13 protein-coding genes and 1 pseudogene are annotated in these 13099 nt (G+C 66.0%); 4 read left to right on the top strand and 10 right to left on the bottom strand.

Annotated elements, in window-relative coordinates:
* The 3 genes and pseudogenes from CON76_RS10775 to CON76_RS10765 form a co-directional block, all read right to left on the bottom strand.
* A pseudogene (locus CON76_RS10775) lies at positions 1 to 587 on the bottom strand (hypothetical protein); the annotation flags it as partial.
* Positions 588 to 625: 38 nt separating this feature from the next.
* The gene (locus CON76_RS10770) at positions 626 to 1846 is read right to left on the bottom strand and encodes an FAD-dependent monooxygenase (protein WP_101103357.1); all 1221 of its coding nucleotides are present in this window, start codon (positions 1844 to 1846) and stop codon (positions 626 to 628) included.
* Between the two features lie 9 nt (positions 1847 to 1855).
* Positions 1856 to 2842 (bottom strand): S49 family peptidase, encoded by a 987-nt coding sequence (locus CON76_RS10765; protein WP_101103356.1) that lies wholly within the window; start codon positions 2840 to 2842, stop codon positions 1856 to 1858.
* A 78-nt stretch (positions 2843 to 2920) separates the two neighbouring features.
* On the opposite strand from CON76_RS10765, the gene CON76_RS10760 reads away from it, so the two are divergent.
* Both CON76_RS10760 and CON76_RS10755 read left to right on the top strand, forming a co-directional pair.
* Complete coding sequence (locus tag CON76_RS10760; protein WP_101103359.1) at positions 2921 to 3544, top strand: Maf family nucleotide pyrophosphatase; 624 nt, start codon at positions 2921 to 2923, stop codon at positions 3542 to 3544.
* A 14-nt stretch (positions 3545 to 3558) separates the two neighbouring features.
* Positions 3559 to 4347, top strand: coding sequence for an SAM-dependent methyltransferase (locus tag CON76_RS10755; RefSeq protein ID WP_101103355.1), 789 nt, complete (start codon positions 3559 to 3561; stop codon positions 4345 to 4347).
* A gap of 423 nt (positions 4348 to 4770) precedes the next feature.
* Here CON76_RS10755 and purH read toward each other — a convergent pair whose 3' ends face one another.
* The 3 genes from purH to dusB all read right to left on the bottom strand — a co-directional run bounded on the left by purH (position 4771) and on the right by dusB (position 7673).
* Positions 4771 to 6357, bottom strand: coding sequence for a bifunctional phosphoribosylaminoimidazolecarboxamide formyltransferase/IMP cyclohydrolase (purH, locus tag CON76_RS10750; protein ID WP_101103354.1), 1587 nt, complete (start codon positions 6355 to 6357; stop codon positions 4771 to 4773).
* Between the two features lie 78 nt (positions 6358 to 6435).
* Positions 6436 to 6675 carry a helix-turn-helix domain-containing protein gene (locus tag CON76_RS10745; RefSeq protein ID WP_101103353.1) on the bottom strand — a complete coding sequence of 80 codons (240 nt, stop codon included), beginning with the start codon at positions 6673 to 6675 and terminating at the stop codon, positions 6436 to 6438.
* Positions 6672 to 7673 carry a tRNA dihydrouridine synthase DusB gene (gene dusB / locus CON76_RS10740; RefSeq protein ID WP_101103352.1) on the bottom strand — a complete coding sequence of 334 codons (1002 nt, stop codon included), beginning with the start codon at positions 7671 to 7673 and terminating at the stop codon, positions 6672 to 6674. Before dusB ends, CON76_RS10745 begins: the two co-directional genes overlap by 4 nt.
* Before the next feature lie 112 nt (positions 7674 to 7785).
* Here dusB and CON76_RS10735 point away from each other — a divergent pair, with 112 nt between their 5' ends.
* Positions 7786 to 8265, top strand: a complete 480-nt coding sequence (locus tag CON76_RS10735; RefSeq protein WP_101103351.1) for a YqaA family protein — start codon at positions 7786 to 7788, stop codon at positions 8263 to 8265.
* 4 nt (positions 8266 to 8269) lie between these two features.
* On the opposite strand, the gene CON76_RS10730 is transcribed toward CON76_RS10735, so the two are convergent.
* From CON76_RS10730 to ettA, 4 genes are all read right to left on the bottom strand, one after another.
* Positions 8270 to 8614: an Hpt domain-containing protein gene (locus CON76_RS10730; RefSeq protein ID WP_169929044.1), complete on the bottom strand. Its 345-nt coding sequence runs from the start codon at positions 8612 to 8614 to the stop codon at positions 8270 to 8272.
* A gap of 4 nt (positions 8615 to 8618) precedes the next feature.
* Positions 8619 to 9458 (bottom strand): response regulator, encoded by an 840-nt coding sequence (locus CON76_RS10725; protein WP_338063695.1) that lies wholly within the window; start codon positions 9456 to 9458, stop codon positions 8619 to 8621.
* 105 nt (positions 9459 to 9563) lie between these two features.
* Positions 9564 to 10133 carry a DUF1415 domain-containing protein gene (locus CON76_RS10720; RefSeq protein WP_101103349.1) on the bottom strand — a complete coding sequence of 190 codons (570 nt, stop codon included), beginning with the start codon at positions 10131 to 10133 and terminating at the stop codon, positions 9564 to 9566.
* Positions 10134 to 10272: 139 nt separating this feature from the next.
* The gene (ettA, locus tag CON76_RS10715; protein WP_101103348.1) at positions 10273 to 11937 is read right to left on the bottom strand and encodes an energy-dependent translational throttle protein EttA; all 1665 of its coding nucleotides are present in this window, start codon (positions 11935 to 11937) and stop codon (positions 10273 to 10275) included.
* Positions 11938 to 12194: 257 nt separating this feature from the next.
* Between ettA and CON76_RS10710 the strand changes: the two genes are divergently transcribed.
* Positions 12195 to 13099: DEAD/DEAH box helicase (locus CON76_RS10710; protein WP_145995426.1), on the top strand; the 905-nt coding region annotated here is incomplete at its 3' end.

Here is a 13099-nt window from a genome sequence, read left to right as displayed (position 1 = left end):
GCTCCTTTTGACGGTTGGTACTCAAGGAGCCATTCTTTCACCTCACGCCAGCAGCGGGGGGGGAAATTCAAATGCGATTGCCCTGGGCTGCTGGCCACCACGAACGCCGACAGCTCGATCTTGGAGTAGCGCAGGTCGGAGATGTCGCGCACGATGGCGTGAAAGTCGTCGCGCCCCAGGCGCTCACCGGCGATCTTGCGGTGCAGGGCGACGATGGAGGCCGGGGTCTCGGCCTGCGCGATGGTGACGGCCTCGCCCGCTGCGGTGCCCAGCTGGTCGAACGCGTCCTGCGACAAGCCGACTTCGTGGCACTGCACGATGCGCGGGTCGGTGGTGACGTGCAGAGTGGCCAGGATATGCTGGCCCCCGGCGGTGCGCACCTCGACCTTGGACAAGGCCTGGAAGCCCTCGGCGCGGTAGGCGTCGCAGTCGCGGTGCAGGTAGGCCACGTTCTCGCGGTAGGTGTCGATGGCAACGCGGCGCAGTTGCAGCGGTGCGGTGGCCGCTGCGCCAGCGGACGGGGAGGACTGCGTCTCGGCAGGTGCCACGGGTGGAGCGACAGGTGGGGCGGTGGCGACATCGGACATGGGCAAACCTTGCGCAGTGGGATCGGAAAAAGCGTCGGCTAGAACGGCAGCGTGGGGCCGGCGTACAGGGCGGGCACGTCCAGCAGCGATTCGCCCAGCGCCGCCATGGCCCAGTTGCGGCCCCAGCGCAGGGGGCCCCGGGCGTGGAAGATGGTGCCGTTGCGCCGCGCGCGGGCCTGTACCCAGGCGTTGCGCTGCCAGCGGCTGGCGGCCCAGCGTTGCAGCAGCGCGGGCACGTCTTGCAGCGCGCCGGGCTGGGCGGCACACTGGCCCAGCGCCCAGGCGTCTTCCAGCGCCATGGCGGCGCCCTGGGCCAGGTAGGGCGGCATGGGGTGGGCAGCATCGCCCAACAGGCCGATGCGGCCCTGTGCGTGTTCGGCCGCGCTGCGCATGGGCGGGCGCACATACAAGGGCCACAGCCGCCACTGCGGCACAGCGTGCAGCACGGCGTTGAGGTCGGGCGCCACGCGGCCCAAGGCGCGCTGCAGGTCGGCGGCGTGGGCGGCGTGGTCCCAGTGCGCGGCTTCGGCGTGCCAGGCGCCGTGCACAATCACCACCACGTTGAGGTACTCGCCCGAGCGCACCGGGTAGTGCACCGCGTGCAGGCGCGGCCCCAGCCAGACGTTGACGCTGTGCTCGGCCTGCGCGCGCAACAAAGGCGGCAGGCTGTGCATGGGCAGCAAGCCACGGTAGGCCAGGTGGCCGCTGAACACGGGCGCACTAGGACCGCACACACAGGGCCGCACCTGGCTCCACAGGCCGTCGCAGCCCAGCAGCAGGTCGGCGTGCAAGTTCTCGCCCGCTTCGGTGGCCAGTTGCAGCGGTGCTGTATCGGCGCCAGGCTGGCAGTGCTGCAGGCGTTGGTTGAGCTGCAAGTCCACCCGCCCGCTCTGGCGCACGGCCTGCAGCAGCAGCTGGTGCAAATCGGCGCGGTGGATGGTGGCGTAGGGCAGGCCATAGCGTTGCCGCGCGCGCGCACCCAGGCGCAGCTGGCCGAGTTCGGTGTCCGCGTGGGCGTCGCGCACCAGCAGCCGCTCCGGAAAGGCGGCGCAACCCGCCACCGCCACGCCCAGGCCCCAGCTGTGCAGCACGCGCATGGCGTTGGGCCCGAGCTGGATGCCCGCCCCCACCTCCGAGAACGCGCCCGCCTGCTCCAGCAGCACCAGCTCCAGCGCCGGGTCGGCCCGCGACAGCGCCAGCGCGGCCCCCAGGCCCGCCATGCCACCACCCGCCACCACGCAGCGCACCGTGCCCGCCATCGTTCCCCCTTAGCGCAACGCGCCCATGTGCTGCGACACGCGCAGCGTGCTTTCGGCCACACCGGCGCCAAAACGCTTGGCCAGGCGCTCGGCCACGCTGTCGCGCTGGGTGTAGTCGATGATGTCCTCGGCCTTGACCACCTCGCGCGCCACGTGGTCCAGGCTGCCCAGGCCATCGGCCAGGCCCATGGTCACGGCGGTCTGGCCGCTCCAGACCAGGCCGCTGAAGGTCTCGGACGTGACCTTGAGCTTGTCGCCCCGGCCTTGCTTGACCACGGTGATGAACTGCTCATGGATTTCATTCAGCATGGCCTGGGCAATGGTGCGGTGCTCGGGGCTTTGCGGGCTGAAAGGATCCAGAAAGCCCTTGTGGTCGCCCGCAGTGAGCAAGCGCCGCTCCACGCCCACCTTGTCGAGCAGGCCGGTAAAGCCAAAGCCATCCATCAGCACGCCGATGCTGCCCACCAGGCTGGCCTTGTCCACATAGATGGCATCAGCAGCGGCGGCAATGTAGTACGCCGCCGAGGCACAGGTTTCCTCCACCACCGCGTACACCGGCTTGTTGTGCAGCTTTTTCAGGCGCACGATCTCGTCGTTGACGATGCCCGCCTGCACCGGGCTGCCGCCGGGCGAGTCGATCAGCAGCACCACGGCGCGCGCGCCCTGATCCTCGAACGCGGAGCGCAGCGAGGCCAGGATGGCGTTGGCGTTGGCCTCGGTGTCGGCGGCAATCTCGCCCCGGATCTCGATCAGCGCCGTGTGCGGGTGGCTGTCGGGCACCACGTCGGGCACCTGGCGGTACACCAGCCACAGCACCACCGTCAGGAACGCCAGCCACAGCAGCCGCAGCGTGATGCGCCAGCGGCGCGCGGCTTTTTGCTCGTTGAGCGTGGCAAAGGCCAAACGCTCCAGCGTTTCGCGCTCCCAACTCAAAGCGGGACGCGGCTGAGGGGCCGGGATGGTATCAATGACGGGATCGGGAGATTGTTCTTGCATAAACCGGAAAAAAACAAAGCGCAACAGTGTGCAGCCGCTATTGTCGCCTGCACGCTGCACCGCGTGGACAATACGGCCATGACTTTGTTGCAAAACGACCTCTCTTCCCCATCTGCACCGGGCCAGCGCGCGCTGGTGCTGGGTTCCACCTCGCGTTACCGGCGCGAACTGTTGCAGCGTTTGGGCCTGCCGTTTGACGTGGTGGGGCCCCACGTGGACGAAACCCCCCAACCCAACGAAGCCCCCGCCGCACTGGCGCAACGCCTGGCACTGGCCAAGGCCCAAGCGGTGGCGGCGCAGCGGCCCGACGCCATCGTCATCGGCAGCGACCAGGTGGCCGACCTGCACGGCCAGCCCCTGGGCAAACCGGGCACGCACGAACGCGCCGTGGCGCAACTGCGCCAGATGAGCGGCCAGACCGTGCTGTTCCAGACCGCCGTGGCCGTGGTGTGCGCCGCCACCGGCCTGGCCGCGTGCGAGCTGGCGGTGGTGCGGGTGGTGTTCCGCGAGTTGACCGACGCTGAAATCGAACGCTACCTGCGCGCCGAACAGCCCTACGACTGCGCGGGCAGCGCCAAGAGCGAAGGGCTGGGCATCACGCTGCTGGACCACATCGACAACGACGACCCCACCGCGCTGATTGGCCTGCCGCTGATCCGCACCGCCCGCCTGCTGCGCCTGGCCGGACTGCAACTGCCCTGAAGTACACACACCCCATGAGCACCACCACCCCCAAAGGCACCCTGTATTTAGTGCCCACACCGCTGGACTTTGGTTGCCACATCATTACCGATAACGATGCGGGCTTGACCACCGCCCTGCCCGCCCACACGCTGCACGTGGCCGCAGGCCTGACGCACTGGATCACGGAAAACGCCAAAAGCACCCGCGCCTTCCTCAAGCGCGTGGGCACACACACGCCGCTGGCCGTACCGTTGCAAGAGCAACACATCACCGAGTTGCCGCGCGAAGTCCACAAAAAAGGGGACCACACCAGCGCCAGCGGCTTTGACGCCAAACCGCTGCTGGCCGCCGCGCTGCAAGGGCACAGCATTGGACTGGTGAGCGAAGCCGGGATGCCCGCCATTGCCGACCCCGGTGCCTCGGTGGTGCGCGCGGCACATGCCTTGGGCTTGCGGGTGGTGCCGTTGATTGGCCCCATCTCCCTGATGCTGGCCTTGGCCGCCAGTGGGTTGAACGGGCAGAACTTTGCGTTTATCGGCTATCTGCCACAAGATGCGGCCGAACGCAGCAAGCGGTTGCAGGCGCTAGAAGCCCATGCCCACAAAACCGGGCAAACCCAACTGTTCATTGAAACCCCGTACCGCAACGCCGCCTTGCTGCAAGGCCTGCTGGCCACGCTCAAGCCCCAGACCCGGCTGGCCGCCTGCTGTGGCCTGACGCTGCCCACGCAAGCCATCCACAGCGCCACCGTGGCCGACTGGCGCAAACACACCCCCCAACTGCCGCTCGATCTGCCCACCGTGTGGGCGTTTGGCAGCTAGGCGAATACTGTTGACATCCTCCCCGCCATTAATGGCGGGGATTCCCTCTACAGGACGGCCATGCCCGACCGCATCGGCTTGCGCCGACTCATTCAGCAAAGCGCCTACCTCTCGGACTCCCATGCGGGACGGCGAATTACCGGAAATTTTTGTGCTCGGTTCCAACTGCCTAATGGCAAAAGAAGAATTTGGAACTGTTGTCGCAACAGAAGGCAGTTTACCACCAAGCAGGCCGTCCCGGCCTGATCGCTCGAACCTCGGGCTGAACCCCGAGGCTTGCCGCTCAATCTGGGTCAAATTGGCCACCGGCAGGGCCGGGGAGGGAGCCGTTGGCCGATTTGCTGGCCGCGCAGCGGACTGATGAGGCCGGCGGCTTCCACCCCGGCCCTGCCTTACACGCTGCAAGCTGCGATCAGTGCTGAATCAATGGCGGAAGTGGCGCACGCCGCTGAACACCATGGCCACGCCGCGTTCGTTCGCGGCATCAATCACTTCTTGGTCACGCATGGAGCCGCCCGGCTGGATCACGCAAGTCGCACCGTGGTCTACCACCACATCCAGGCCGTCGCGGAACGGGAAGAACGCGTCGCTGGCCACCGCTGTGCCTTGCAGGCTCAAACCGGCATGACCGGCCTTGATGCTGGCAATGCGGGCCGAATCCAGACGGCTCATCTGACCCGCACCCACGCCCATCGTCATGCCACCCTTGCAGAACACAATGGCGTTGCTCTTGACGTACTTGGCCACGTTCCAGGCAAACAGCAGGTCGTTCAGCTCTTCAGCGGTGGGCTGCTTGATCGTGACCACTTTCAAGTCGGCCAGTTGCAACTCGTGGTTGTCGGCGGACTGCACCAGCAGGCCCGAACCCACGCGCTTGGTTTCCAGCGCGTTGCGCACTTGTGCGTAGTCGGCGGGCAGCGCAATCTTCATCAAGCGCACGTTGACCTTGGACTTGAACACCTCCAGCGCCTCGGCGCTGAAGTCAGGAGCCATCAGCACTTCCACAAACTGCTTGCTCACGGCTTCGGCAGCGGCCTTGTCCACCGGGCGGTTGAAGGCAATGATGCCGCCAAATGCGCTGGTCGGGTCGGTCTGGAAAGCCTTGCTGTAGGCTTCAAACGGGTGGGCACCCACGGCCACGCCGCACGGGTTGGCGTGCTTGACGATGACGCAAGCCGGCGCTTCAAAGCTCTTGACACATTCCCAAGCCGCATCGGCATCGGCAATGTTGTTGTAGCTCAGTTCCTTGCCTTGCAGTTGCACGCCAGTGGCCAACGAACCAGCAGCAGGGGCCAAATCGCGGTACCAAGCGGCTTGCTGGTGGCTGTTCTCGCCGTAGCGCAGGTCTTGCACCTTAACGTACTGCTCGTTGAACTGGCCCGGGAACTGGGCGCGCTCGGGCACGTAGGTTTCGCTCAATTCCCCGGCGTTGAGCTGCACGCTGGAGAGGTAGTTGCTGATGGCACCGTCGTACTGGCTGATGCGGTTGAACGCCGCCACCGACAGCGAGAAACGCAGCGCATCGCTCAACTTGCCGTGGGCCTTGAGTTCGGCCAGCACGGCGGGGTACTGGTCGGCAGCGGTCACCACGCCCACGTCTTTCCAGTTTTTGGCGGCGGAGCGCACCATGGCCGGGCCACCAATGTCGATGTTCTCAATGGCATCGGCCAGCGTGCAACCCGCCTTGGCCACGGTGGCTTCAAACGGGTACAGGTTGACCACCAGCAGGTCGATCGTGCCAATGCCATGCTCTTGCAACGCGGCCATGTGTTCGGGCACATCGCGGCGGGCCAGCAAGCCGCCATGCACAAACGGGTGCAGGGTTTTGACGCGGCCATCCAACATTTCAGGGAAGCCGGTGACTTCGGCCACTTCGGTCACAGGCAGGCCGTTGTCGGCCAACAGCTTGGCGGTGCCGCCGGTGGAAATGAGTTGCACACCCAGCGCGTGCAGTTCGCGTGCCAGATCGAGCACGCCGGTTTTGTCGGAGACCGAAAGAAGAGCTTTCATGGGGGAGATTCCAGAAGTTCAAGAAAATGTCACAAGGACGCGAAAACGGGGCACATGGGGCGGGCGCGGCGGGTGAATTCAGTCCAACAGGCCGTGCTGGCGCAGCTTTTTGTGCAGGGTGTTGCGGTTGAGGCCCAACCACTGCGCCGCGCGCGACTGGTTGTGGCCGGTGCGGGCCATCACCACTTCCAGCAGCGGTTTTTCCACCGCGCGCAACAGCATGCCGTGCAGGTCGGTGGGCGTGGTGTCGCCCAAGTCTTTCAGATAGGTTTCGAGGTGGATACGCACCGATTCGTGCAGCGAGGGCGTGGTCGTCATAGCAACGCAGGGGTGGGGGCAGCGGCAAAGAACGCGCGCACACAATCCAACTGGGCGGCGCAGTCCTCAATCTGGTTGATGCGTTCGCGGAACGCCGCCACCGTGGCGGCATCGCCCGGCAGTGCGCGGGCGTACCAGCCCAAGTGCTTGCGGGCGGTGCGCACGCCGGTGTATTCGCCGTAGAGCGCGTAGTGGTCGTGCAGGTGTTCCAGCATCCAGTGTTGCAGCTCCTGCGGTGTGGGCGCGGGCAAGTGCTGGCCAGTGGCCAAAAAATGCGCCACCTCGCGGAAAATCCAGGGCCGCCCTTGCGCGGCACGGCCTATCATGATGGCATCACAGCCCGTGGCTTGCAGCACGGCGCGGGCCTGTTCGGGCGTGTTGATGTCGCCATTGGCCACCACCGGAATGCCCACGCTGGCCTTGATGGCGGCCACGGTGTCGTGCTCGGCCTGGCCTTTGTAGCCTTGCTCGCGGGTGCGACCATGCACGGTCAGCATCTGCACGCCCGCACTTTCGGCGGCGCGCGCCAGCACGGGGGCATTCTTGTGCGCCTGGCACCAGCCGGTGCGCATTTTCAGGGTCACGGGCACGCCGTGCGGCTGGCAAGCGGCCACCACGGCTTCGATGATCTGCAACGCCAACGCCTCGTCCTGCATCAACGCGGAACCGGCCCACTTGTTGCACACCTTTTTGGCCGGGCAGCCCATATTGATGTCGATGATCTGCGCGCCCCGGTCGATGTTGTAGCGGGCGGCATCGGCCATCATGTCGGCGGCGGTGCCCGCAATTTGCACTGCAATCGGGCCGGGCTCGCCGGTGTGGTTGGCGCGGCGCGAAGTTTTGAGGCTGTCGCGCAAATCGGGGCGCGACGTGACCATTTCACTCACCGCGTACCCCGCGCCCAGCTGCTTGCACAGGCGGCGGAAAGGCCGGTCGGTCACACCCGCCATCGGGGCCACAAACAAGGCATTGGGCAGGGTGTAGGGGCCTAAACGCATGAAAAATGAACGGGCCAGCGGATGCGAGCAAAAATGGGGCGGGTTGCTGAAAAAGGAGGCAGGATTTTAGCCGCTGCCGCCTGCGGGGGGGTGGTCGGTATACTGCCCACGCATGGAAGCGTGGCTGTGGTCGTTGCTCAACGCCTTGAGTTTGCCCGAGGTGGGCCTGAGCACCTTGTTTGTGGTGGCACTGGTGTCGGCCACGCTGTTGCCCATGGGGTCGGAACCCGCCCTGTTCGGGCTGGTCAAGCTCAACCCAGACTTGCTGTGGCCCGCGATTGTGGTGGCCACGCTGGGCAACACGCTGGGCGGGGCCATCAGCTGGGGCATGGGCTACGGCGCGCACCAGGCCTGGAACCGCAGCCACCCCCAGCACGGTGCCGAGGGCTGGGCCTTGCGCTGGCTGCGCCGCTTTGGCCCCAGGGCCTGCCTGCTGAGCTGGCTGCCCGGCGTGGGCGACCCGCTGTGCGCGGTGGCGGGCTGGCTCAAGCTGGCGTTCTGGCCCTGCGTGGCCTACATGGCGGTGGGCAAGGCGGCGCGCTACACCGCCATGACCACAGGGCTACTGTGGCTGTTTCCGGGCGGTGCCTGAGGCTTCAGTGCCGCGCCGGCAGGTGGAAGGCCTCGATCAGCCGCCGACGCAGCTCAAGCCAGCCGGCCACGGCCTCGGGCCAGGGGTGCTCCAGCACCACGTCCTCGAGCTGGCGCGCAAACTGCGAATCGGCCTCGTAGCCCAGCGTCAGCAGCACGGTCTTGAGGCTGTGCACCAGGCGGCGCAGACCCGATGCGTCCTCGGTCGTGCAGGCGGCGTCGCCCTGCTGCACATCCTGCACGAACTGCGCCACCGAGGCCTCTCGGAACACCAGGTACAGCTCGCTGTCGCCCTCGAAATAGGTGGCGACGGCGGCCTGCTCATGGGCGGGCAAGCTGTTGTAGCTCATGGGCTTACTCGGCGGCCGGTGCGGCGGCGGCATCGTTGCCTGCTGCGGCCTTGGCCGCACGGCCTGCCTTGGCGCCCTTGCCCTTGCCTTTGGCGGCGCGCTTGGCCACCGACGCAGCCTTGTTGGCGGCCATGGCGGCGCGGCCCGCTTGCAGCGCGTCCTGCAGCGGCTTGAGCGCCTGGGCAATCAGCTGCGGCAGCTCGTTGACCAGCTTGGGCTTGTGTACCACGGTCATGCCGTGCAAGGCGTGGTTGTAGGGCGCACGCTGCTCCATGTCGAGCGCGGTCAGGATGATGAGCTTGCAGTTGCCAAACAGCGAGTGGCGGCGCAGGCCCGTCACCAGGCTGGCACCGTCAATGCCGGGCAGCAGGATGTCCACGATGATCAGGTCGGGCTGCAGGTGGCCAAACGACACCAAGCCGCTGATGCCGTCCTGCGCGATCTGCAGATCCACGTCCGGAAACTTCTGCTTGACCAGCGTGCTGACCAGGTTCTGCATGTGGGCCGAATCCTCGATCAGCAAGATACGCGGGATGTGCAGCACCGGGCGGCGGCGGCCCACGCTGCGCACTTCGGCGTTGGGGTGCATGGCGGCCACGCCGGTCACGCCCGAGCGGCTGCCCTGGATCCAGCGTTCCAGCGAGTCGCGGGTGATGCGGCGGTGGCCGCCCGGGGTTTTCCAGGCTTGCAGGTCGCCGCGGTCCACCATCAGCTGCACCGAGCGCACGGCCATGCCCAGGATCTTGGCCACTTCGAGCGTGGTGTAGTAGCTGGCGGAGGACATGTCGGCCGCTTGCAGCGCGTTGGGGTCCATCGGGTATTGAAGGTCGGTCAAATGGCGCATGGGGTATCCTTGGTAAATAGTGTGTCAATCCTACCACCTGATGCGGCTTTTTGCCGCGAGGGCAAAATCAAATCAGGCACTTTTTTTATATTTTAGGGCCAGACTTCAGCGTGGTGCCAGCAGCTTGGCCCAGCCTTCGAGCCCCAGCCGACGTACGGTGTCCAGGTTGCGCTCCACGATGTCCTCGGCGCTGTCGCCCGACTGTACGGCGCGGTCGATGCTGTCCTCGCGCAGCAGGTGCAGCGTGGGGTACGGCGCGCGGTTGGTCAGGTTGTCGGGGTCGTGCAGGTCGGTGCCCTCAAACTGAAACATGGGGTGAAACGGCGCCACCTGCAGCACGCCGTCGAGCTCGTGCTCTTGCACCACCTCATCCACCACGTCGAGGAAGTCGTTGAACACCAGAAAGTCCGGAAACAGCGTGGGGTGAATCAGCAAGGTGGTGTCGATCTGCTCGGCGGGGGTGTCGCGCAGCAGCGCCAGCTCGCGGTCCAGGTCGTCCAGGAAGGCATCGACGTGGCGCGCGCGACTGACCACCAGCCGCACCTGGTTCTTGACGTACACCGACTTGGCAAACGGGCACAGGTTGAGGCCGATCACGGCCTCCTCGATCCAGCGGCGCGTGTCGGCCAGGATTTGTTCATCGGAAGGGGCAGCAGCAGGGGCAAGGTCGGACATGGATCACCAGCAAACAAGGGCTTGAAAAACACGGTGCCGCCGCTCCCGCACCCACGCGGGGCACGGAACGCAGCGGCACCGCTGGCAAACACCACGGTACACCGTGCGCGGGCCCAGGGCGCCACGCACGGCCACCGCATCACTTGAGCGACTTGAAGCGCACGCGTTTCGGGCGCGAGCCTTCCTCGCCCAGGCGCTTCTTCTTGTCGGCCTCGTACTCGCTGAAGTTGCCGTCGAAGAACTTCCACTGCGAGTCGCCTTCGTAGGCCAGGATGTGGGTACAGATGCGGTCGAGGAACCAGCGGTCATGCGAGATCACCATCGCGCTGCCGGCAAATTCCAGCAGCGCCTCTTCCAGCGCGCGCAGGGTTTCGACGTCGAGGTCGTTGGACGGTTCGTCCAGCATCAGCACGTTGCCGCCCTTGGCCAGGGTCTTGGCCAGGTGCAGGCGGCCGCGCTCACCGCCCGACAGGTTGCCCACCAGCTTTTGCTGGTCGTTGCCCTTGAAGTTGAAGCGGCCAATGTAGGCGCGGCTGGGCATGACGAACTTGCCGACCACGATGTTGTCGAGCCCACCCGAGACGTCTTCCCACACCGTCTTGGCACCGTCCAGGCTCTCGCGGCTCTGGTCCACGAAGGCCAGCTTGGCGGTCTGGCCGATCACCACCTCGCCGCTGTCCGGGGTTTCCACGCCCTGGATCATGCGGAACAGCGTCGATTTGCCGGCGCCGTTGGGGCCGATGATGCCGACGATGGCGCCCGGCGGCACCGAGAAGCTCAAGTTGTCGATCAACAGACGGTCGCCGAAGGACTTGCTCACGCCGTTGAACTCGATGACCTGGTTGCCCAGGCGCTCGGCCACCGGGATGAAGATCTCGTTGGTCACGTTGCGCTGCTGGTACTCGACGTCGCTCAACTCCTCGAAGCGGGCCAGACGCGCCTTGCTCTTGGCCTGGCGGCCCTTGGCGTTGGAGCGCACCCACTTGAGCTCTTCCTTCATGGCCTTGGTGCGGGCGTCCTCAGACTTCTGTTCCGTCTCCAGGCGGCGTTCCTTCTGGTCCAGCCAGTCGGAGTAGTTGCCCTTGTACGGGATGCCGTGGCCGCGGTCGAGTTCGAGGATCCACTCAGCGGCGTTGTCCAGGAAGTAGCGGTCGTGGGTGATGGCCACCACGGTGCCCGGGAAGCGACTGAGGAACTGCTCCAGCCAGTTGACGGATTCGGCGTCCAGGTGGTTGGTCGGCTCGTCGAGCAGCAGCATGTCGGGCTTACTCAGCAGCAGGCGGCACAGCGCCACGCGGCGCTTCTCGCCGCCCGACAGGTTCTTGATGACGGCGTCCCACGGCGGCAGGTTGAGCGCGTCGGCGGCCAGTTCGAGCTGCAGGTCGGCGTTCTCGGAGCCACTGGCGGCGATGATGGCTTCGAGCTCGGCCTGTTCGGCGGCCAGGGCGTCAAAGTCGGCGTCTTCCTCGGCGTAGGCGGCGTACACCTCTTCCAGGCGCTGCTGGGCGGCAATGGCGCCCCCAATGCCCTCTTCCACCGCCTGGCGCACGGTCTGTTCCGGGTCCATCACCGGCTCCTGCGGCAGGTAGCCAATCTTGATGCCGGGCATGGCAATGGCTTCGCCCTCGATTTCCTTGTCGATGCCGGCCATGATCTTGAGCAGCGTGGACTTGCCCGAGCCGTTCAAGCCCAGCACGCCGATCTTGGCGCCCGGAAAGAAGCTGATGGAGACGTCCTTCAAGATCTGCCGCTTGGGCGGCACGGTCTTGGTGACACGGTTCATGGAAAAAACGTATTGGGCCATAAGGGGTATCTGGATTCCTGCAAAACGGAGAACCTACATTATCCCTTTATGCGACAATGAGCGGGTGCGCATCTGCAGTCGGTGGCCACGCCAGCACTTTGCTGGGGTTGCCGTCCAACACCGCGTTGGCCCCGGTGGCCCACACCTTAGCTTCACATCTGCCCCCCTGACTGGCCAGCCGTTGCACCCTTGTTTGCGGTGCTGGCGCTGGATTGGCCGATGTCCCCCGCGCACTGGACGTGCGCCCGCCCAAAATTATGACTTTTGAAGAACTGAACCTCGCCCCGGCCATTCTGGAGGCCGTGCGCGAGCAAGGCTACGAACACCCCACCCCCATCCAGGCCGAAGCCATTCCGGCCGTGCTGGCCGGGCACGACCTGCTGGCGGGCGCCCAGACCGGCACCGGCAAGACCGCCGCCTTCACGCTGCCCATGCTGCAGCGCCTGCAAGACAGCACCCCCGAGGCTGTCAAGGGCAAGGCCCGTGCGGTGCGTGCGCTGGTGCTGGCCCCCACGCGCGAGCTGGCGGCCCAGGTGGAAGATTCGGTCAAGACCTACGGCAAGAACCTGAGCCTGAGCTCGGCCGTGATCTTTGGCGGCGTGGGCATGAACCCGCAGATCAACGCGCTGCGCCGTGGCGTGGACATTCTGGTGGCCACCCCGGGCCGCCTGCTCGACCTGATCGACCAGGGCCATATCGACCTGTCGCACGTCGAGATCCTGGTGCTGGACGAGGCCGACCGGATGCTGGACATGGGCTTCATCCACGACGTGAAGAAGATCCTGCGCCTGGTGCCCAAGCACAAGCAGAGCCTGCTGTTCTCGGCCACCTTCAGCGACGAGATCCGCGAGCTGGCCAACGGCTTGCTCAACAGCCCGAAAAGCATCCAGGTCACGCCGCCCAACACCACGGTGCAGCGCATCAAGCAGACCATCCACCCGGTGGGCCGGGGCAAGAAGAAGGCGCTGCTGGCGCACATCATCAACCTGCACAACTGGAGCCAGGTGCTGGTGTTCACGCGCACCAAGTTCGGTGCCAACAACGTGGCCGAGTTCCTGAACAAGAACAACATCAGCGCCATGGCGCTGCACGGCAACAAGAGCCAGAGCGCACGCACGCAGGCGCTGGACGGCTTCAAGACCGGCGAGATCCGCGCCCTGGT

Origin of the sequence: Macromonas bipunctata (assembly GCF_002837135.1) — a bacterium.
GTDB classification, from domain to species: Bacteria; Pseudomonadota; Gammaproteobacteria; order Burkholderiales; family Burkholderiaceae_C; genus Macromonas_A; species Macromonas_A bipunctata.
This window is presented reverse-complemented; position numbering and strand designations above follow the sequence as displayed.

Bases quoted from the DNA above. Each gene is read 5' to 3' on its own strand.
- CON76_RS10770 (WP_101103357.1), bottom strand. From the start codon at position 1,846: ATGGCGGGCACGGTGCGCTGCGTGGTGGCGGGTGGTGGCATGGCGGGC.
- CON76_RS10765 (WP_101103356.1), bottom strand. From the start codon at position 2,842: ATGCAAGAACAATCTCCCGATCCCGTCATTGATACCATCCCGGCCCCT.
- CON76_RS10760 (WP_101103359.1), top strand. From the start codon at position 2,921: ATGACTTTGTTGCAAAACGACCTCTCTTCCCCATCTGCACCGGGCCAG.
- CON76_RS10755 (WP_101103355.1), top strand. From the start codon at position 3,559: ATGAGCACCACCACCCCCAAAGGCACCCTGTATTTAGTGCCCACACCG.
- purH (WP_101103354.1), bottom strand. From the start codon at position 6,357: ATGAAAGCTCTTCTTTCGGTCTCCGACAAAACCGGCGTGCTCGATCTG.
- CON76_RS10745 (WP_101103353.1), bottom strand. From the start codon at position 6,675: ATGACGACCACGCCCTCGCTGCACGAATCGGTGCGTATCCACCTCGAA.
- dusB (WP_101103352.1), bottom strand. From the start codon at position 7,673: ATGCGTTTAGGCCCCTACACCCTGCCCAATGCCTTGTTTGTGGCCCCG.
- CON76_RS10735 (WP_101103351.1), top strand. From the start codon at position 7,786: ATGGAAGCGTGGCTGTGGTCGTTGCTCAACGCCTTGAGTTTGCCCGAG.
- CON76_RS10730 (WP_169929044.1), bottom strand. From the start codon at position 8,614: ATGAGCTACAACAGCTTGCCCGCCCATGAGCAGGCCGCCGTCGCCACC.
- CON76_RS10725 (WP_338063695.1), bottom strand. From the start codon at position 9,458: ATGCGCCATTTGACCGACCTTCAATACCCGATGGACCCCAACGCGCTG.
- CON76_RS10720 (WP_101103349.1), bottom strand. From the start codon at position 10,133: ATGTCCGACCTTGCCCCTGCTGCTGCCCCTTCCGATGAACAAATCCTG.
- ettA (WP_101103348.1), bottom strand. From the start codon at position 11,937: ATGGCCCAATACGTTTTTTCCATGAACCGTGTCACCAAGACCGTGCCG.